General features: G+C 59.1%; 18 protein-coding genes. All 18 read right to left on the bottom strand.

Annotated features, from left to right (window positions below; genetic code table 11):
- Positions 1-3: 3 nt before the first annotated feature.
- A complete protein-coding gene (gene lpxD, locus JJ889_RS11540; RefSeq protein ID WP_291895240.1) occupies positions 4-1023 on the bottom strand; it encodes a UDP-3-O-(3-hydroxymyristoyl)glucosamine N-acyltransferase in 1020 nt (339 codons plus the stop codon).
- A gap of 14 nt (positions 1024-1037) precedes the next feature.
- On the bottom strand, positions 1038-1628 hold the full coding sequence (locus JJ889_RS11535; RefSeq protein ID WP_291895238.1) for an OmpH family outer membrane protein: 591 nt from the start codon (positions 1626-1628) through the stop codon (positions 1038-1040).
- A gap of 3 nt (positions 1629-1631) precedes the next feature.
- Positions 1632-3992 (bottom strand): outer membrane protein assembly factor BamA, encoded by a 2361-nt coding sequence (gene bamA, locus JJ889_RS11530; RefSeq protein ID WP_291895235.1) that lies wholly within the window; start codon positions 3990-3992, stop codon positions 1632-1634.
- 26 nt (positions 3993-4018) lie between these two features.
- The gene (locus JJ889_RS11525; protein ID WP_291895234.1) at positions 4019-5212 is read right to left on the bottom strand and encodes an RIP metalloprotease; all 1194 of its coding nucleotides are present in this window, start codon (positions 5210-5212) and stop codon (positions 4019-4021) included.
- Positions 5213-5230: 18 nt separating this feature from the next.
- Positions 5231-6415, bottom strand: coding sequence for a 1-deoxy-D-xylulose-5-phosphate reductoisomerase (locus tag JJ889_RS11520; RefSeq protein ID WP_291895233.1), 1185 nt, complete (start codon positions 6413-6415; stop codon positions 5231-5233).
- A complete protein-coding gene (locus tag JJ889_RS11515; RefSeq protein WP_291895232.1) occupies positions 6415-7215 on the bottom strand; it encodes a phosphatidate cytidylyltransferase in 801 nt (266 codons plus the stop codon). Before JJ889_RS11515 ends, JJ889_RS11520 begins: the two co-directional genes overlap by 1 nt.
- Positions 7199-7936, bottom strand: a complete 738-nt coding sequence (locus tag JJ889_RS11510) for an isoprenyl transferase (protein ID WP_291895230.1) — start codon at positions 7934-7936, stop codon at positions 7199-7201. The genes JJ889_RS11515 and JJ889_RS11510 overlap by 17 nt, the downstream gene beginning before the upstream one ends.
- Positions 7937-7960: 24 nt before the next feature.
- Positions 7961-8518, bottom strand: a complete 558-nt coding sequence (frr, locus tag JJ889_RS11505) for a ribosome recycling factor (protein ID WP_291895228.1) — start codon at positions 8516-8518, stop codon at positions 7961-7963.
- 26 nt (positions 8519-8544) lie between these two features.
- Positions 8545-9318: a UMP kinase gene (gene pyrH / locus JJ889_RS11500; RefSeq protein WP_291895226.1), complete on the bottom strand. Its 774-nt coding sequence runs from the start codon at positions 9316-9318 to the stop codon at positions 8545-8547.
- A 60-nt stretch (positions 9319-9378) separates the two neighbouring features.
- The gene (gene tsf, locus JJ889_RS11495; protein ID WP_291895224.1) at positions 9379-10314 is read right to left on the bottom strand and encodes a translation elongation factor Ts; all 936 of its coding nucleotides are present in this window, start codon (positions 10312-10314) and stop codon (positions 9379-9381) included.
- Positions 10315-10351: 37 nt separating this feature from the next.
- On the bottom strand, positions 10352-11206 hold the full coding sequence (gene rpsB / locus JJ889_RS11490; RefSeq protein WP_291895222.1) for a 30S ribosomal protein S2: 855 nt from the start codon (positions 11204-11206) through the stop codon (positions 10352-10354).
- A 235-nt stretch (positions 11207-11441) separates the two neighbouring features.
- Positions 11442-11789 carry a hypothetical protein gene (locus JJ889_RS11485; protein ID WP_291895220.1) on the bottom strand — a complete coding sequence of 116 codons (348 nt, stop codon included), beginning with the start codon at positions 11787-11789 and terminating at the stop codon, positions 11442-11444.
- Positions 11773-15225, bottom strand: coding sequence for a DNA polymerase III subunit alpha (gene dnaE / locus JJ889_RS11480; protein WP_291895218.1), 3453 nt, complete (start codon positions 15223-15225; stop codon positions 11773-11775). The genes JJ889_RS11485 and dnaE overlap by 17 nt, the downstream gene beginning before the upstream one ends.
- A gap of 260 nt (positions 15226-15485) precedes the next feature.
- Positions 15486-16175, bottom strand: coding sequence for an ABC transporter ATP-binding protein (locus JJ889_RS11475; protein WP_291895216.1), 690 nt, complete (start codon positions 16173-16175; stop codon positions 15486-15488).
- On the bottom strand, positions 16168-17487 hold the full coding sequence (locus JJ889_RS11470; RefSeq protein ID WP_291895214.1) for a lipoprotein-releasing ABC transporter permease subunit: 1320 nt from the start codon (positions 17485-17487) through the stop codon (positions 16168-16170). The genes JJ889_RS11475 and JJ889_RS11470 overlap by 8 nt, the downstream gene beginning before the upstream one ends.
- Positions 17480-18814 (bottom strand): proline--tRNA ligase, encoded by a 1335-nt coding sequence (gene proS, locus JJ889_RS11465; protein ID WP_291895212.1) that lies wholly within the window; start codon positions 18812-18814, stop codon positions 17480-17482. Before proS ends, JJ889_RS11470 begins: the two co-directional genes overlap by 8 nt.
- 557 nt (positions 18815-19371) lie before the next feature.
- On the bottom strand, positions 19372-20124 hold the full coding sequence (locus JJ889_RS11460) for a hypothetical protein (RefSeq protein WP_291895210.1): 753 nt from the start codon (positions 20122-20124) through the stop codon (positions 19372-19374).
- A gap of 128 nt (positions 20125-20252) precedes the next feature.
- A partial coding sequence (locus JJ889_RS11455) for a transposase (RefSeq protein ID WP_291895208.1) occupies positions 20253-20753 on the bottom strand: 501 nt, incomplete at its 5' end.

Genomic DNA, 20753 nt, shown 5'->3' with positions numbered 1-20753 from the left:
ATCCTAAGTCTTTTTGTTCTTGGAACGAACAAGGCGCCGGATCTCGGCAACCTCGCGCATGTAATCTCGAAGGGGTTGGGCCGGCATACCCGAATACGCCCCTGCCTTTGGAAGGCTCTTCATGACCGCCGCGCCACCACCAACAATGACGTCATCGACAATATCGACATGATCCGCGACACCGACACGGCCTCCGAACATGACCCGCTGGCCGATCGTCGTGCTTCCGGAAACGCCTGCAAACGCTGCCATCAACGTATTCTCTCCCACCGACACATTATGAGCGATGTGGCAGAGATTATCGATCTTGACGCCGTCGGCGAGCCTGGTCGAACCGAACACCGCCCGATCCACGCAGGAATTGGCTCCGATAGTCACATTATTCCCCAGGGTCACTTGACCCAGATGCGGCACGTCAATCGAGCCGGACTTGGACATTGCAACGCCAAAGCCGGCTTCGCCAATCACAGCTCCTGCCAGAATGTTGCAGTTTTCGCCGATATCCGCACAGATGACCGAGGCATTGGCTCCAACCCGCGACCCTGTCCCGATCGTCACACCGGGACCGATGTGCGCGCCTGGGCCGATCGTGACATTTGCGCCGATTACGGCGCCCTCACCGATTACTGCGGTCGCCGCGATGCGAGCACTCGCGTCCACCCGGGCGGACGACGCGTCCGCATCACCAAACCCGGCTTCCCTGAGCGTGTAGAGATGATTGGCGACAAGAGCGAATGCCGCCCTCGGATTATCATGGACCAGGAGTGTTGCTCCGGCCAGACGCTCATCACCGGCGAATGCTGCGGTGACCAGGAGGACTATGCCCCGCATGGACTTGCCGTCCAGAAGGCCGAAGAACTTGTCAGATTCCAGATAGCTGATGGCACCGGGTCTCACATCCGCCAGATCAGCAACATCCTCGACTTCGCCTCCCGAAGAATCAGAAATCGCCGCACCCGAAAGCGCGGCGATCTTTGATACTGCGACAGGACCGAGCCGATCAAAAAATCTCGGGTCAGCCACGTTCACATCCAGTCTTATTGAGCGGCCTCAGCCTGACCGCCATCCTGCGGCAGGCGCACGCGGTTTACAGAAACCGTCGGCAGGCGCGTATTCAGGATATTGATAACCTCTTCGGAGATATCAACTTCCGGGCTGGCGAAAACCAGGTTGGAACGATCGACCAGAATGTCGATGCCGCGTGCAGCGACAACTTCTTCTAGGATAGGACCAAGGCTCTCATAAACCGGGCGCATTGCAGACTGCTCGGTGGCAACAAGCTCACGCTGACGAATCTGGCGCTGAACCTCGAAAGCCTGAGCCTGCTGGTTCAGGGTTTCGATACGCTGGACGAGATCCGGACGCGCCTGGATTGCTGCCATCGTCATGGCTGCGGTTTCAGCATTGAGCGCTTCACGCTCTTGAGCCAGGGGCTGGCCCATGGCCTGGAGTTCCGCGTCAACTTCCTGTGCGATAGCCGCCAGACGTGTCTGGATGTGAATACCCACTGCGCTTTCCCGCAGTACACGTTCTTCGCTCATCACCGCGATGTTCGTTTGCGCCAGCGCCGGAGCCGCGAGGCTCAACACAGCAACTGGCAGCAGCAGAAGTGATTGAATGAATTTCATAACCTAGAACCCTGTTCTTGTACTGAAGCGGAAGAACTCCGTACGGTCGTATTCTTCCGCCATAAATGCCTCTGCAAAGTCGAAACGGACCGGGCCGAACGGAGAGTCCCAGAAGACACTCAGACCGGCTGACGCCCGCAGCGCCAAATCATCGACTGTGAAGATCGTTGACGTACCCTCGTCTATCTGGTCCGCGGAGTCGAGCATGCCCAGCGTACCGAATTCAGTGAACAACGCGCCCCGGATACCGTATTGCTCTGGCAGGAAACTTGGCAGCGTCAGCTCAACGGCACCAATTGCATAAAGCCTGCCACCCAGAGAGTCGCCCCGGACCAGCTCGCCTGTCGACGTATCACGCTGCACTGTGCGCGGACCGAGACCACCGACGTCAAACCCGCGGAAAGAGTTGCCACCCTTGAAGAAACGGTCGTTGATGCGGATACCATCACCGCCCCAGCCGACTGCGAAACCGGCATTACCCGTGAAGCTCGCAACCCAGCCGCGGAAGATCTCGTGATAGTAAGCCGACTGGATCTCGGTGCGCAGATAGCGCACATCGCCGCCAAATCCGGCGAGGTCCTGGTTCAAAACGAAACGGAAACCGTCACTCGGTTCGACCGGATCATTCAGGCGCGACCACTGGAAAGTGTAGCCCACAACAGAGGTTGTACGCGATCCGGCCTGGTTTCGCAGCGCCTGTGACGCGCTGCTGAAGACAATGACATTATCGTTTCGCAGGGTATAGCGCAGTTGCAGATTGGTCTGCCGCGTGACTGGGAAGCCAAGACGAATACTGCCACCTGTCGATTCCGTCTGGAACGAGGCTTCGCTGAGGAAATCTGAGTTCACGCGGAAGAGGTCAAAACCAGCGGCCAGATTGCGATCCATGAATCGCGGTTCTGTGAAGCGAATATCGATCGTCTCGCGGCGCGAGCTCGCCGAAATCCGCAAGCGAAGGAACTGGCCCCGACCGCGCAGATTTCGCTCCGAGATTGAGAGGTCCACCAGGAAAGCATCGGTGGATGAGAAACCGGCACCGAAGGCCAGTTCGCCGGTCGGCTGTTCCGACACATCGACCTGCAGGCGCGCACGGTCCGGTGTCGAGCCCGGCGTTTCCGTGATTTCGACTTCCTCAAAGAAACCAAGACGACGGATATTATTGCGGGAACGATCGATCAGGACGCGGTTGAAGGCATCACCCTCGACAATGTCCAGCTCGCGACGGATCACCCGGTCGAGCGTCCGCGTGTTGTTCACGATGTCGATGCGCTCGATATAGACCCGCGGGCCCTCGTCGATGACATATTCCACATCAACAGTCCGCGTTTCGCGGTTGCGACGCGTGATCGGACGCACGTTGACGAAGGCATAGCCAGACGCACCCGCAGCGAATGTCACCGTGTCGATTGCATCTTCAATGAGCTGGCCTTGATAGGTCGCCCCCTCGCGGGTGGGTACGATTGCCTCGAGATATTCCTCGTTCAGGTCCTCGATAGCGCTGGTCACTGTGACCTCGCCGAAACTGTATACTTCGCCCTCATCGATCGTGATCGTGATGTAGAAGCTCTCCTGATCCGGCGTCAGTTCGGCAACGGCGCTGAGCACACGGAAATTCGCATAACCCTGATTCTGATAGAATTGGCGCAGCAGTTCGCGGTCATATTCCAGGCGATCCGGGTCGTAATTGTCATTGGAGCTGAAGAACCGCCACCAACGCGATTCCTCTGTCACCAGTTCACGACGAAGACGACGATCCGAGAAACTCTCATTGCCGATGAAATTGATGCGGCGAACGCCGGTAACCGGCCCCTCAGAGATCTCGAAGATCAGATCCACACGGTTCTGCGGCAGCTCGATAATCTGGGGTGTCACGGACGCCGCAAAGCGACCAGAGCGGCGATAGACCTCGATGATACGCTGGACATCACTCTGGACCCGTGCGCGTGTGAAAATCGCGCGGGGCTGAGCCTGGATTTCGTCCGTGATTTTGTCGTCATCCATGGCGCGGTTACCTTCCAGCACCACGCGGTTGATGATCGGGTTTTCCTGGACACGAATGGTAACGATCTCGCCGCCATCTTCGATCTGAACATCAGAGAAGAGGCCCGTCGCAAACAGCGTCTGGATGGAGAGGTTGATCGAGCGCGGATCCGCATACTGGCCCGGCTGAATCAGCAGATAGGACAAAACCGTGTCAGCTTCGACGCGCTGATTGCCTTCTACCAGGATCTGCCGGACAACTGGGCGAGCGGGTGCTTGGACAGCCGCCGCCTCCCCTTGTGCCGGTTGAGCCTGCGCCGACGCAACTGCGCCGAGGCTAAAGGTCATCAGGGCTGCAAAGAGCACACGCAAAACACTCGCCATGGAAGATCGCCGTTCTCTCCGCTCAATCAGAAGAATTGACTGAGCTTGTAGTTAATATCGTTCCAGGTGGCTAAAAGCATCATCATGAGCACAAAGACAAGCCCCAATCGAAAACCGATGGCCTGTGCCTTCATGCTCAGCGGACGACGCGCCACTGCCTCATATGCGTAATACACAAGATGCCCGCCGTCGAGGATCGGTATCGGCAATAAGTTCACCAATCCCAGTCCGACGGACAGATACCCGGCCAGCTGAATGAGGTTAATAAACAGCAATAACGTGCTTTCCAGCGGAGTCCGTCCGGCCTCGACGCTACGCTGAGCGGTCTGCCCTGCCGCTTCCGCGATTCCCAGAGGACCGTTCAGCAGATCTGTCGATGCGCGACCGGTTACTATGTGTCCGACATAGCGGCCGGTCATCGAGACGGCATCCCAGGTGCGATCCGCACCATGCCCGATCGCCGAGACGATACCACCCGGTGAGATCGCGTACTCATCACGCCGGATCAGCTGTGGGACATTACCAATGCCAAGCTGGCCGAATGTGCGTGTTCCGCCAAACTCGTCCTCGACCTCGGTTGCGCGAGGCGTTGCGAACAGGGTGACCTGCTGTTCGCCCCTGGAAACGTCAAAAGTGATCTCCTGCCCCGGGCGCCAGATCACTTCCGTAATGATTTCCTGAAAACTGTGGATATCACTGCCATTAATCGCAAGAATTTCATCCCCTTCAAGGAATCCAGCCTCTTCAGCGGCAGATCCCTCCGCAACCGAGCCAACCACAGCCGGCTGATATTGAGGGCCGCCAATACTCAATGCCAGCACGGCAAAAATGACGATCGCGAGAATGAAGTTCGCGATCGGGCCAGCGGCGGTAATGAAACTGCGCGCCCAGATCGGCTTGAAGTGGTAACACTGGTCGGCGGCAGGCCCCATGCGTTCGCGCAATTCTGCCAGCTTGTCGGCATCGGGCTCGCTCGCAGCACCGGCATCGCCGAGAAACTTCACATATCCACCCAGCGGGAAAGCCGCGATGCGCCAGACAGTGCCGTTCTTGTCCCGGCGTGACCAGAGTGTCGGGCCAAATCCCATGGAAAAGGCCTCGGCGTGAACCCCACACATCCGCCCCGCCCAATAATGGCCGAGCTCGTGGATAACCACGACCAGGGAGATCAGGAAGATAAAGGAGAATGTTCCTAGCAGGAGACCCGCAATGGCACTCATGAAACGATCCGTATTCTGTTATGCTGCGGCAACAGCAATCAAGTCGCGTGCCAATTCCCGGGCACGATGATCGATCGCATAAACATCGTCAAATGACGACAGCTGTTGCGGCATGTCCGCATCACCCAGTGCGGCTTCCATCACATTCTCGACCGTCCCGGCAATGTCCAGGAAACCGATCCGTTCGGCCAGGAAGGCGTCGACAGCTATTTCATTGGCAGCATTAAGCACTGCCGGTAAAATCCCACCCTGCCCGACCGCCTCGCGCGCCAGACGCATGGCAGGAAAACGCGCGAGATCCGGCGCCTCGAAATCCAGCCTCGAAATGGCACACAGGTCCAGGGGTTTGACCGGCGCCTGCATGCGTTGCGGCCAGGACAATGCGTTTGCGATCGGCGTCCGCATGTCCGGCGATCCCATCTGCGCCAGCACACTGCCATCTGCATAATGCACTAACCCGTGGACGATGGACTGCGGATGAACAGCCACATCGACGCGGGTTTCGGGCAGGTCAAACAGCCAGCATGCCTCGATGATCTCGAGTCCCTTGTTCATCATGGTGGCGCTATCGATCGTGATCTTCGCGCCCATCTCCCAGGTTGGGTGCGCCAGCGCATCAGCGCGGCGTGCGTTGTCCATCTGCTGAGACGTCCAGGTCCGGAACGGTCCTCCGGACGCGGTCAGGGTGATCTTGTCGATCTGCTTTTTCTGCCGATTGTCGAAAACCTGGAAGATGGCGTTGTGTTCGGAATCAACCGGAAGCAGCTCGGTCCCTGCCTTGGTCGCGGCCTGCATGAAAAGCCCGCCGGCACAGACCAGGCACTCCTTGTTGGCAAAGGCCAGCGCATTTCCCTGTTTCAGAGCTTCCAGCGTCGGCCGCAGACCCGCTGCCCCCACGATTGCTGCCATCGTCCAGTCCGCCGGACGTCGTGCGGCTTCAACAACAGCGCCTTCACCGCAGGCAATCGCGATCCCGAGTCCGTCCAGCGCATCCCGCAGTTTCGCTTCGCCGCTGGAATCGGCCAGTGCTACCATTTCTGGGCGGAATTTGAGGGCCAGGCGGATAAGCTCGTCCACATTGGTATGCGCCGTCAGCGCGGCGAGTTCAAACGCCCCGGCCGGAGCACGCTCGATCAGGTCCAGCGTGGCTGCACCAACCGAACCCGTCGCCCCGAGCACACTGATTTTTCTTGTCTTTGCCATTATGCCGACCAGCCAAGATCGATGAAACGTGACGCGATCACAGCCGTCACGACGGCCAGCATCAGCGCATCCACGCGATCAAGAACACCCCCGTGTCCGGGGATGAGTGTACCTGAATCCTTCACGCCGAAGGATCTTTTGAACAGTGACATCGCCAGATCCCCGCCAACAGAGGCAAAGGCGACCAGGACCGAGAAGAGGATCACCCCCTCGGTGGACAGACCGAACAGCAGTCCGACTGCGTATCCAGCCGCGCCGCCAGCCGTCACACCGGCCAACAAACCCGACCAGGTCTTGTTCGGACTGGCCTGGGGCAGAAGCTTGGGGCCACCAATCCAGGTTCCGACCAGATAGGCGAAACTATCCGCCGCCCACACGATCGCGAATAACAGGATCACGGCCTCAAGTCCGTGCCCGCCCTCGGCGCGCATAGCCGCCAGAAGACCAGCGCTCAGCGAGACATAAAGAATGCCGAGCACCTCGATCGACCAGCCACGACGCCAACGCTCGGCGCCGGATGCAGCCGTTCCCAGCGCGCCCCACACGAGCGCTTCCTGAATGCTTGTCTGTCCAGCCAGCAAAACGGCGCCAGATGCGGTTGCGCAGGCGATTGCATAGGCAACAGGCGGCGCGTCCTCGTCGGACATCTGGATCCATTCCCACGCCATGGCGGCTGCAAAAGCCGCCACCCAAGCGGTGAAGAACAATCCACCCATCCAGAGCAGGAAAACTGCCAGAGGACCGAGAATGAGGGCGGAGACCAGACGGCGCTTGAAGACCGGATCATGCCGCTCCGGCATCAACGCCTCCATAACGCCGGTCGCGGTTCTTGAAGGCCTCCAGCGCTCGAGCCAGCTCGGCCTCGTCGAAATCGGGCCACAACACATCGGTGAAGTGGAACTCCGCATAAGCGGCCTGCCAGAGCAGGAAGTTGGAAATGCGCTGTTCACCGCTCGTGCGGATCATCAGATCCACATCGGGCAGCCCCGCCGTATCAAGAGCTCCGGAAAAACGGCCCTCATCGATCGCGTCAACGCTTAGATCACCGGCGTGGATAGCGCGCGCCAGGTTTTGTGCCGCACGCAGGATCTCGTCCCGGCCCCCATAATTGAATGCGATATTGAGGTTGAAATCGGTATTGCTGGCGGTTTCGGCCTCGGCCTGGCCCACAATCTCCGCCAGGTCCTCCCGCAAGTCCTCCCGCCGACCGATGATGCGAATACGCACACCACGCTGTTTGAGCGATTTCAGGTCCGCGGCAACATAGCGTTTCATCAACTCGAACAACGCCCCGACCTCATCGGCGGGACGGTTCCAGTTCTCGGTTGAAAAGCTGAACAGGGTCAGGGTGTGAATCCCCATGTCTCCGGCGGCTTCAACGACCCGGCGGACAGCCTCAACACCCTTGGAATGACCGAAAGTACGGGGCCGGCCGCGCTGCTGCGCCCAGCGGCCATTCCCATCCATGATGATGGCGACATGCTGCGGAACGCTCGTTTTGTCCGATGCGGTCTCGCTCATAGAAGTGTCGCCTCGCTCAGGTCGTCAGACCTGCATGATTTCTTCTTGTTTGGTCTTCAGGTTTTCGTCGATCTTCTTGATCGCGTCATCCGTCAGTTTCTGGACGTCGTCGGCAAAGGACTTGTGTTCGTCCTCGGACAGCGTGCCATCCTTTTCCAGCTTTTTCAGACCATCCATGCCGTCGCGGCGTACATTGCGCACAGCAACGCGGGCGTTCTCAGCATAGCTACCGGCCAGCTTGGCCAGCTCGGCGCGACGCTCCTCGTTGAGCGGCGGGATCGGAATCCGCAGAAGCTGACCTTCAACAACCGGGTTAAGACCAAGCTGGGAATTACGGATCGCCTTGTCGACAGCGCCCACCATGTCCTTGTCCCAGATCTGAACCGAAATCATGCGCGGCTCCGGAACGGAGACCGTGCCAACCTGGTTGATCGGGGTCGGCGTGCCATAGGCTTCAACCTTGATCGGGTCGAGCAGATTGGCGCTGGCGCGTCCCGTTCTCAGACCGGCAAACTCCTTGCGCAGCGAATCGATCGCGCCTTCCATGCGGCGTTTCAGATCGTCCTCGTCATAATCGCTCATGGGTCTCTCCCCTTATTCTGTTGCGGTCAGGCGGTTTCTTGCGAACGCACCTTGCCGATAGTCGTACACACACCCTCACCGGCCAGAACCTTGGCCAGGCCGCCCTGTTCATGGATGCTGAACACCACGATCGGAATACGGTTTTCGCGCATCAGCGTCACGGCCGAGGCATCCATCACGCGCAAGTCGCGGGTCAGGACATCGAGGTAATCGAGTTTATCATAACGTTCCGCGTCCGAATTCGTCCTCGGGTCATCCGTATAGACACCGTCGACCTGGGTGCCCTTGAACAGAGCATCACAGCCCATCTCGGCGGCGCGCAACGCAGCAGCCGTGTCGGTAGTGAAAAACGGGTTTCCGGTCCCGGCAGCAAAGATGACAACACGCCCCTTTTCCATGTGCCGCGTGGCGCGGCGACGGATATAGGGTTCGCACACAGTGGTCATCGGTATGGCCGACTGCACACGGGTCTGAACACCAATGCTTTCAAGAGCGGTTTGCATGGCCAAGGCATTCATCACCGTCGCCAGCATGCCCATATAATCGGCAGCGGTGCGGTCCATGCCCTTGGCGGCGCCAGACAATCCCCGAAAGATATTGCCGCCGCCGATGACGAGGCACATCTCGGTGCCGCCTTCGACGGCCTGTTTGACTTCTTGCGCGATACGATTGGCGGTTTCCAGGTCGATACCAAATTGTTGGCGGCCCATGAGGGCTTCACCGGAAACCTTAAGAAGAACCCGCCGGAATTGCGGCGGATTGCTGGCGCCTGATGGCGTGGAGGAAGCTGAGTCGGTCACGGTCTGGCAGCATACAGAAAGCGCCGGAGCTGAAAAGCTCCGGCGCTGGCTGTTTTTGACTTAGGCCTGGCCAGTTGCAGCAGCAACTTCAGCGGCGAAGTCTTCTTCTTTCTTCTCAACGCCTTCGCCCAGGGCGACGCGCTGGAAGCCAACGATCTCAACCGGCGTGCCCAGTTCTTTGGAAGCGTTGGCCAGAACCTGTTCAATCGTGTTGTCCGGGTCCATGACGAAGGATTGTTTCAGCAGCACAACTTCTTCGTAGAATTTGCGCATACGGCCTTCGACCATTTTCTCGACGATCTGCTCCGGCTTGCCGGACTGACGTGCCTGGTCAGCGAACACTTCGCGTTCCTTGTCAGCGATCGCGCTGTCGACACCATCGGTATCAACGGCAACGGCAACAGCCGGGGAACCGGCAGCGACGTGCATGGCGATCTTGCGGCCCAGCTCGGCCAGCTTGCCGGCATCGCCTTCGGACTTGAGCGCAACGATAACGCCCAGCGCGCCCATGCCGTCAGCAGCAGCATTGTGCACGTAGGAGGAAACAACACCCGTTCCGGCGTCCAGCTTGAAGACGCGGCGCAGGGACATGTTCTCACCGATCGTGGCGATCAGGTTCGTCAGTGTCGCTTCAACCGTTTCACCGGACGGCAGGGTCGCAGCGTTGAGCGCTTCGACTGTCGCGTCGGTGGTCAGGGCCAGCTTGGCGATCTCGGCAACAGCAGCCTGGAACTTTTCGTTGCGGGCAACGAAATCGGTTTCAGAGTTGACCTCTACAACAGCGCCATTGGCACCATCGGTCGCTACGGCAACCAGGCCTTCCGCAGCAACGCGGTCAGCTTTCTTGGCGGCCTTGGACAGACCTTTCTTGCGCAGCCAGTCAACAGCGGCTTCGAAATCGCCGTCCGTCTCGTTCAGCGCCTTCTTGCAGTCCATCATGCCAACGCCGGTTTTTTCGCGAAGTTCCTTCACGAGAGCAGCAGTAATCGCGGCCATCGGATTCTCCTGGAATAAATAGAGTTGCTAACGAAGCTTATGCTTCGGTCTTGTCAGATTTAGAGGACGCTTCCGGAGCAGCAGCCTCTTCGGCGGCTTCAGCAGCCGGAGCCGCCTCTTCCGCCGGAGCGTCTTCGGCAGCCAGCATGGCTTCAACCGGAGCTTCTGCTTCACCCAGATCAACGCCCATGGCCAGCTGGCTGTCTGCCATACCGTCCAGAACAGCGTCGGCGATCAGGTCGCAATACAGCGAGATCGCGCGGGATGCGTCATCATTGCCCGGGATCGGCATGTCGATCGGGTCCGGATCACAATTGGTGTCAACGATAGCAACGACCGGGATGCCCAGCTTCTTGGCTTCCTGGATGGCGATCGCTTCCTTGTTGGTGTCGATCACGAACATCAGGTCCGGCGTACCGCCCATGTCCTTGATACCGCCCAGGGAGCGCTCCAGCTTCTCGCGCTCACGGGTGAGCATCAGCTGTTCTTTCTTGGTCAGGCCGTCAACACCGCCTTCGCTATCAAACATGGCTTCCAGCTCACGCAGACGCGCGATGGAGTTGGAAATCGTGGCCCAGTTGGTCAGCGTACCGCCGAGCCAGCGCTGGTTCATATAGTACTGCGCACAGCGAGAAGCAGCCGCGGCAACCGGGTCGGAGGCCTGGCGCTTGGTGCCGACGAAGAGAATACGGCCACCCTTGGCAGCAGTATCGCGGACCTTGACCAGGGCCTGGTGCAACAGCGGCACCGTCTGGGACAGGTCAAGAATGTGGATGTTGGCGCGATCGCCGAAGATGTAGTCTTTCATCTTCGGGTTCCAGCGGTGGGTCTGGTGTCCGAAGTGACAACCAGCTTCGAGCAGCTGGCGCATGCTGAATTCAGGGAGAGCCATCGATGTATCCTTTTCCGGTTGGCCTCCACGGAGCGGAGTCGCTTGCGCAAACAAACGACACCGGAGCGGCAGACAAGGCGCCCGCCGGAGCTCCGTGTGCGTAATGAGGCGGCTTATAGGCACCTCTTTTGAGTAATGCAAGCAGGCTCATCCGGCTTTTGTGCTATCAATTATGCAGGGGTGAGATGCACGGCATGGCTCCGCACGAAAACGAATAGCGAGATTGATCGTCAGATCAGGGCTCTGGTCTGTCGTTTTCAGCAGGATACCAGGTGAAATCCATGCCTACTGGAAACAATCTGCTGCCACGCAGCACAATGAAAACGAGCCAGTTACACTTCCTGACGCCATCGGTAGTGATGATCGGTTGGCCTTTGATGTCCGGATGACGAAGACGATGGCGTTCAAACGCTTGTCGAGCAGAGCGTTCAAGCCTGATGCGCACTTGATCATGATCCTCTGCCAAGGCAAAGCCCGGAACAAAAAAGCCAATGCCATCCAGCCCGTCTTTGGTGGCGTGCTTAAGATGGATCGGTGTCATTTCAATCAATGCGAACCAGGGCGGATCACGCCAGCTCCGCATCAATGCTGGCAACGCCCCTCACCGCACGAAGCGCGGCTTGCACCGCAGCATCAGCGCAATGGCGCCCCGGCAGCCGGATCTCGGCTTCCCCACCATCGCGCAGCGGCACGAACAGATTGACCGCCGCGTCCAGTTGGGCATCCGAACGGGAGTTGGCCCGGTCGAGCCGCGCCTTGATCCCGGCCAGAGCGGAAGGGTCGTCGAGACGGATTTTCAGACTGTGCGCCGCCATCCGGGTATCGAGAACTTCCAGCCGGTCAGCAAAGAAGCTGATTTGCTCGTCTCGATTATCGACACGGCAATTGACCAGAACGGCTGTACCACTTTCCAGCTGGTCTCGAGAGGTGCGCAGAAGCTCCGGCGCCACAAAGACCTCGAACTCGCCCGTCGGGTCGGACAGGGTGACCCAGGCAAAACGTTCGCCGGACTTGTTGGATACACGCTCCTGACGCCGACGGACCACTCCGCTCAATCGCAAGGCCGTAGCGCCTTCAAGCACGCGGCCCGTGCTTTCCGCGAACATCACTACGCCGCGGCCTGCCAGTTGTTCCGTCAGATCGTCCAACGGGTGGCCGGAGAGATAAAAGCCGATGGCTGACAATTCCTCGTCCAGACGCTGCTGGGCGGTAAAAGGTTCAGGTTCGGGCAGGTTGGGCCGCTGTAGCTCGACCTCGCCACCACCGCCGCCAAACAGGCTGGCCTGGGCGCTCTCGCGCTGTTCAGCAGTGTGCTGGGCCATGGAGAGCAGGATTTCCGCAGACGCGATGACCTTGGCCCGGTCGGGTTCCATGGTGTCGAAAGCGCCCGCTTTGGCAAGGTTTTCGAACGTGCGACGATTGACCTGACGTGGATCAATGCGCTCGGCAAAGTCGTAGAGATCCTTGAACGGCCCCTTGGCATCGCGTTCGGCAACAATGTGTTCCATCGCAGAAAAACCGACATTGCGGATGGCGCCCAGGGCAAAACGTACACAGCCCTCCTCGACCGAGAAATCGGCATTGGATGCGTTTACATCCGGCGGTCGAACCGTGATGCCCATGCGGCGGATTTCCTGGTGGAAAGCAGCAAGCTTGTCAGTGTTAGCGGCGTCGAGCGACATCAGCGCGGCCATCAATTCAACAGGGTAGTTCGCCTTCAGAAATGCGGTTCGGTAGGCAATGACGGCGTAGGCCGCAGCGTGAGACTTGTTGAAACCATAACCGGCGAACTCGGCAACAAGTTCGAAAATGTACGAGGATTTGGCACGATCAACGCCATTCTCTTCGGCACCATCAAGGAAACGGACTTTCTGCTTGTCCATCTCCTCCTTTTTCTTCTTGCCCATGGCGCGGCGAAGAAGGTCGGCCTCACCGAGCGAATAGCCCGACAGGATCTGGGCGATCTGCATCACCTGTTCCTGATAGATGATGACCCCGTAGGTTTCCGACAAGACGCCTTCCAGGTCCGGGTGAAGACAATCCACCTCGGCGCGGCCGAACTTGCGGTCGACATAGACGTCGATGTTCTTCATAGGGCCCGGTCGATAAAGCGAGATGAGCGCGATCAGATCCTCGATCGCGTCAGGCTTCATCTTTTTAAGCGTATCGCGCATGCCCGAGCTCTCGAGCTGGAACACGCCGATGGCATTTCCCGAGGCCAGGAGTTCGTACGTCGGGCGATCTTCCAGGCTGACCGCCTCGATATCGGGGACCTCCTTGCCCGCTGACGCGATATAGCCCAGCGCCCGCGCGATCACCGTCAGGGTTTTCAGTCCGAGAAAGTCGAATTTCACGAGACCGGCCGGCTCCACCCATTTCATGTTGAACTGGGTGGCGGGAATATCGGAACGCGGATCGCGATAGAGCGGAACAAGTTCGGACAGCTTGCGGTCACCGATGACAACACCGGCGGCGTGGGTGGAGGCGTTGCGGAAAAAGCCTTCCAGCTTCAGCGCCACTTCCAGCAGGCTGTCGACGGCCTGGTCCTCGGCCCGCATCTCATTCAGGCGCGGCTCGATATTGAGCGCCTCGGCCAGGGTAACCGGATTGGCCGGATTAGCCGGGATCAGCTTGGCGAGCTTGTCGACAAGACCGAACGGCAATTGCAGCACACGCCCAACATCGCGCACCACGGCACGGGCCTGGAGTGTTCCGAAGGTGATGATCTGGGCGACCCGGTCGTGGCCATACTTGTCCTGCACATAACGGATCACTTCGCCGCGCCGTTCCTGGCAGAAGTCGACGTCGAAGTCGGGCATGGAAACACGTTCGGGGTTGAGGAAACGCTCGAACAGGAGGCCAAACCGCAAGGGATCGAGATCGGTAATGGTCAGGGCATAGGCCACCAGCGAGCCCGCACCGGAACCACGGCCGGGACCGACCGGAATATCGTTTTCCTTGGACCACTGGATAAAGTCCGAGACGATCAGGAAATAACCCGGGAACCCCATCTGCTTGATGATGTTGAGCTCGAAATCCAGGCGCTCGCGATACTCGCTTTCCGGCAGGGAATTTGCCTGCCCCGCGGCAATACGGTCGGTCAGACCGTCATGGGCGCGGGCGACCAGTTCCTCCGCCTCGTCCCGGCCCTCGGCGGTTTCAAAACTGGGCAGGATGGGCGGGTGCGTGCGTACACGATAGGCACAACGACTGGCGACTTCTATCGTGTTCTCAAGCGCTTCGGGCAAGTCCTTGAAGCGTTCCCGCATCTCGTCCGGCGTGGCGAGATGGTGATCTGCGGTGACCTTGCGCCGCTCCTGGACCGAGACATAGGTACTTTCGGAAATGCACAGAAGCGCGTCATGGGCGCGGTGCATGCCCTGGTCCGGGAAAAAGGCCTCGTTTGTGGCGACCAGTGGCAGGTCACGGGCATAAGCTTCGTCGACGAGCCAGTCCTCGGCGGTCAGTTCTTCGGCCAGACCGTGGCGCTGTAGTTCGACATAGAGACGATCTCCGAATGCCACCTGGTATCGCCCCAGCACATCAGCCGCTTCCGCCTCTCGTCCAGTCACAACATACTTGTTGAGAATCCCGTCAGGCCCGCCGGTCAGCGCAATCAGACCCGCACTATGTTCCAGCACATTGTCCAGCGCGACCTGCGGCTCCTCCGCGCCGTCCACATCGAGGAAGGCGGCAGAGGTCAGCGCCATGAGGTTGAGATAACCCTCGGCATTCTGGGCGTAGAGCGCCAGCGTGCCATCCGGTTCTGCGCGCTCTCCGGGATGCGGGTCAGACACACGGACCGAGAGGGTGATGCCGACAATGGGCTGGATCCCGGCCTCGGCCATTTTCTCGGAGAATTCCAGCGCACCGAAAAGATTATTCGTATCGGTCAGCGCGATGGCGGGCATGCCATAGGCCTGGCAGGCATCGACCATTTTGGGAATGCGGATCGCCCCTTCTAGGAGCGAATAAGGAGACCGGACGCGCAGATGCACAAAGGGAAGCTTCTTGTCCATGTTGATCTCCTGAGTGCCCGGACCCGCGCCGCTAGGCGACGCTCGAATCCTGGCAGACTAGCGCGATCAGGACGCGCCTAAAATAGAGCCCCACATCGTGATCATCCAGGTGAAGCCAAGAATTGCAGTAGCAGCGGACATATCTTGAATCATGCGGCGCATATCGCCCTCCCAAACCAATGTTCCTGATTTGTTCTATTCGACGATAAAGGCCGCCGTCAACACCTGATTCGAATTTTTGTTCCAGATTTGTTCCGCAGTCAGGCCGGATCGAAGGCCGTCAGGCGACCGTTATCCAGCGTGACAACGCGATCCATGCGCTCTGCCAGCTGGTGATTGTGCGTGGCGATAAGAGCCGCAGCGCCCCTCTCCTTCACGGCGGACTGAAGCGCCAGGAAGACGCTCTCCGACGTCGCCGGATCAAGATTGCCCGTCGGCTCATCCGCCAGCAGTACCCGTGGTTCATTGGCCAGGGCACGTGCGATGGCGACTCTCTGCTGCTCACCGCCGGACAATTGAGACGGCGCGTGCGTGAGGCGTTCGCCGAGACCGAGCCCAGTCAGAAGCTCGGTGGCATGCTTGCGTGCCGTGCGCACACCCTTGCCGCCTACGAGCTGTGGCAGGACGACGTTTTCCAGCGCGTCGAACTCAGGCAGCAAGTGGTGGAACTGGTAGACAAATCCGACCTCAGAGCGGCGCAGCGCCGTGCGTCCGCGGTCAGAGAGTTCTCGGGTGTTCTCACCCGCAATGACCACTTCCCCGGCGTCGGGGCGCTCCAGCAGCCCCGCAGCATGCAACAGGGAGGACTTGCCGGAACCGGAGGGCCCGATCAGGCCGACAATTTCTCCCGGGTTCAGCGTCAGGCTGGCCCCGCGCAGGACCGTCAGATTGCCAGCCTCGGTGACATAGGTCCGCTCGATATCGCGCAGTTCGAGAACGGCATCACTCATAACGAAGCGCCTCCACAGGATCGAGACGGGAGGCCAGCCAGGCCGGGATGACCGTGACAGCCAGGGACATGATCAGGCCAAAAATGGAAACGAAGAAGATCTCGCCGACATCGAGCTCGGCCGGGATCCGGTAGAGATAATAGACCGACGGATCAAATACCGGACCACCGGTCAGCGCGTTCAGAACATCCTGGATCGGCCCGATATTGAGCACCAGAACGACGCCCAGGATGATCCCGCAAAGCGTACCCAGCATGCCGATCGTCGCGCCGACCAGGAGGAAGATCCGCATGATCGAGGCGCGCGTCGCGCCCACCGTGCGCAGGATGGCGATGTCACCGCTCTTGACCTTCACCAGCATGACCAGCCCGCCGATGATGTTCATCGCGGTTATGCCGATCACCACAGAGAGGAGGAGCCGCATCATCGAGCGCTCCATCTGCAGGGCATCAAAAAACGCCGGGTTCTGGCCTGTGAAATCAAAGACCGAGGAATTCACCCCGGCGCGTTCCTGGATGGGCGCCACAAAACTGGCCGACAACATCGGATCATCCAGACGGATCTGGATCAGGTCCACCACCCCGTTTTTCTGGAAAAAGAGATTGCCCTGCTCCAGCGGCATGAAGGCCAGCGCATCATCAATGGTTGAGACACCGGTCGAGATGATGGCGTCGACATAATAGGCCTTCTGCGTGGGGATACTTCCCGCCGGCGTGTTGCGCATGGCGGTGGTGATGAAGGTCACGCGGTCATCAATGCTGACGCCGAGCTGGCGGGCGACGCCGCGGCCGAGCACGATGCCATTGCCGCCATAACGCCCACTGCCAAAACGCCCCAGAGAGCCTGCAATAATCCCCGTCAGGCTGCCGGCTGTCTCGCCCTGCGTCACCAGTTCCATCTGTGCGAGATCGGAGGGTTCCACGGCGAGCACCTGGATCACGGTCTCATAACGATCAGACACCGCCATGACCTGCCCCTGGACAACCGGGTCGGCGCTTTCAACGCCAGGCATGGCTTCCAGCTCGACGACAAGCTCGGACACGTCATCGGGCGTCATTACTCGGGCATCGACATAGACATGTGGCTGCGCACCGAGCAGCTGTTCATAGAGCTGGGTGCGAAAGCCGTTCATGACCGACATGACGGTGATCAGGGCCGCAACGGCCAGGGCCACGCCGATGAAGGAGATAATCGCAATCAGCGCGACGCCGCCATCCTTGCGGGTTGCGCCGACAAAACGCCCCGCAATCATGAATTCATACGGGCTGAACGGCAATGCGCCAGACGTCTTGCCGGCGGCAGGATTATCCATTCGAGAAGGCACCTTCTGCGAGACGGTTGACCGCGTCTTCCGGCGACATCTCATGCGTCTCACCGGAACGACGGATCTTGACCTCAACCTTGTTCTCTTTAAGGCCGCGCGGACCGATCACCAGCTGATACGGCAGGCCGATCAGGTCAGCGGTCGCGAACTTGCCGCCCGGACGTTCCTTGGTGTCGTCGTAAAGCGGATCGAGCCCGGCCGCCGACAGTTTGGCGTAAGCATCCTCACAGGCCGTATCCGCCGCGTCGTCGCCGGCACGCAGGTTGAGAATGCCCGCCCCGAACGGTGCGACGCTTTCCGGCCAGATACAGCCCTTATCGTCGTGATGCGCTTCAATGATCGCGCCGAGAAGACGCGACACGCCAACACCATAGGAGCCCATGTGAACCGCGTGTTCTTTCTGGTCCTGGTGCATGACCATGGCCTTCATCGGCTCGGAATACTTGGTGCCAAAATAGAAGATGTGGCCGACTTCAATGCCGCGCGCGGACAGCTGGCGGTCGGCGGGAACCTTGGCGAATTCATCCGCGTCGTGCATTTCCTCGGTGGCGGCATAAAGCGCGGTGCGCTGATCCACCAGCGGCTGGAGATCTCCCTCGAAATCCACATCCGCCCCCGGAACAGCCATTTCCACCAGGTCGGCATGACAGAAGACCTCGCTCTCGCCGGTTTCGGCCAGGACGATAAACTCGTGGGACAGGTCACCCCCGATCGGACCGGTATCGGCCCGCATCGGCACGGCCTTGAGGCCCATGCGCGCAAACGTGTTGAGATAGGCCACGAACATGCGGTTATAGGAGTGGCGCGCCGCCGCCTCGTCGATATCGAAGGAATAGGTATCCTTCATCAGGAATTCGCGGCCGCGCATGACGCCGAAACGCGGACGGATCTCGTCGCGGAACTTCCACTGGATGTGATAGAGCATTTTCGGCAGATCCTTGTAGGACCGGCAATAGGAGCGGAAGATCTCGGTGATCATCTCCTCGTTTGTCGGCCCGAACAGCATCTCGCGCTCATGCCGGTCGGTGATGCGCAGCATCTCCTGGCCATAATCGTCATAACGACCACTCTCCCGCCACAGATCAGCGGACTGGATGGTCGGCATCAGCATTTCCACCGCACCGGCGCGGTTCTGCTCCTCGCGCACGATCTGCTCGACCTTCTTGAGTACTTTCATGCCCAGCGGCAGCCAGGAATAAATCCCCGCGGATTGCTGGCGGATCATGCCGGCGCGCAGCATCAGCTGGTGAGAAACAATCTGGGCGTCCGAAGGGGTTTCCTTCAGTACGGGCAGGAAATAGCGGGAAAGGCGCATGGAAATTCGTCCAGTCAGGAAGGTTTGTGCCAGTTAGACGACTTCTGCGCGCCGTGACAAGGAGCTGGAGGTGTCACTTGCACCTGGAGGGCGGGATTTTGGGGTGGTGGGGTGGTCCCGACGAAGGTTGGGGAGCGGTTTGTCGAGGGGTTTGGGGTTGTAGGAACTGCGTTCCTTGGGCACCGGAGGCCGGCTTCGAAGCCTCGACTACCGCGGCTCCCCCCGATCGGCACCTGGTTGCAGTATGAGCAGATCATCACATTCTCTCGCGCGGCAACGATCCGCAAACCCAAGGGCTTTAGATCGATCCTGCAGAAAAACACCAAACAGGTCTCGGGACAGGCGATAATACTCTTCGTAGTCAACCAACCTGTTGGAGACAGGTATCGACAGGTAGTAATCTGACGTTTCTGAGTCACGGCCAAGCGAGTACTGACCGTCTGTGTCGGTGTAAGAGTCTACGAACCGCAATTCAGCTACCTTTTCGGAAAAATGGGGCACACACATTTTTCGGGCCGCAAACTCGCGCTCCGTCACTTGTCGGAGGGGCCGAAAGATCAGAGAGAATGTGTCAGCCCCAATTTATTCACCCCCGACCTTTTCCAAGCATGCGGGCCTTCTGCGTCTGGCGCATATCTCATCAAGATCGCGGCGAGGCGATAGTCCGGTATGTACTCATTGTACTCTCCTCCCCCCATTAAATGAGCCTCTTCGAACCCACTGTGGGTTTTTCTTTCGAGGAATAGAGTGAGATGCTTTTCGAGGTCTGCTGCTACGACTTTCTTCTTCTGCAACAGATCCGCGTAAAACGCATAGTGCTTTGTATAGACATCGTTCGCCGCCCGCCGCATGTCACGAATGACTGCTCCCCAGTCAACCTCATCTTCAAAAAGAAGAGCTTCGGACATGAGGCTGTCCATGCCGTCGAGTGTTGTTGCATCGCGCTTTATGAAATCTATTCCCGGCACAAGCTTGCTCACCTCCCTCCCAGTAAAGAGGGCTGCATAGTAAACAAACGCGATTTGATCTCTATATGTGCGCTCAAACTCGACCAATGCCTTACTACTCGATTTCGCCAGCTCTTTCTGAATTTCATATGTTTCGAGGCATTTCTCAAACTCACTCACACTCGCGGCAATCTCGCCTTGACGCCACCGCAACAAAGCGAGCTCGAATCGAAACCTTCGCAAATAGGAAAAGAGCGAAATTTGCGCAGGCGGATTATCGCTAGCTTGAGTAGAAATTCCTCCTTCAAAATCAGCAATTTCTTCAAGACAAAAATCTATATGATCTGCGAATGACCTACGCACGCTCACCCCACTTTTGTTAGTTTGCTCGGTTCAGAACACTGAACAAGTTTCTCGAACATGACGGAAAAAACAGGGACACACACCATTTATTCCTTGTCCAGACGCGAAAAAACAGGGACACACACCATTTATTCCTTGTCCAGACGCGGGCGTCCACGTGCGCGGGGGCGTAGTGGACGCGACGACTTCGTCTCCAGCCCGGCCAGCCAGTCCGGAGCGCCCATCGGATAGCCCGTCTCGGTGAAATATCCCAGCCGCGCCTCTTCCTCTGCACTCAATTCGTCCGCAAGATATCGGCGCCAGTCAGGCACGCGCGCCAGATATTCGATTGCCGTCGTCAGGCCGTCCGTCCAGCCGCCGAGATGATAGCGCGCGCTTGACCACGCCCAGTCCTGCGCACGCGGGCTCAGCCGCGCCTTCACCGGGTTGAGCTCGACATAGCGCACCGCCGTCAGCGCGTGCGCCTCATCCATCGCACAGGATGAAAACCGCCCCTGCCAGAGATAACCGGTCCATCCCTCGCGCGCATTGATATGTCGGGTATAGCGCTGATGCGCCTGCGCCACCGCCCGGGACAGACCGCCCTCATCGGCCGGTTCCAGAACCAGGTGGACATGATTGGGCATCAG

Source organism: Maricaulis sp. (assembly GCF_017643475.1).
Lineage (GTDB): Bacteria > Pseudomonadota > Alphaproteobacteria > Caulobacterales > Maricaulaceae > Maricaulis.
This window is presented reverse-complemented; position numbering and strand designations above follow the sequence as displayed.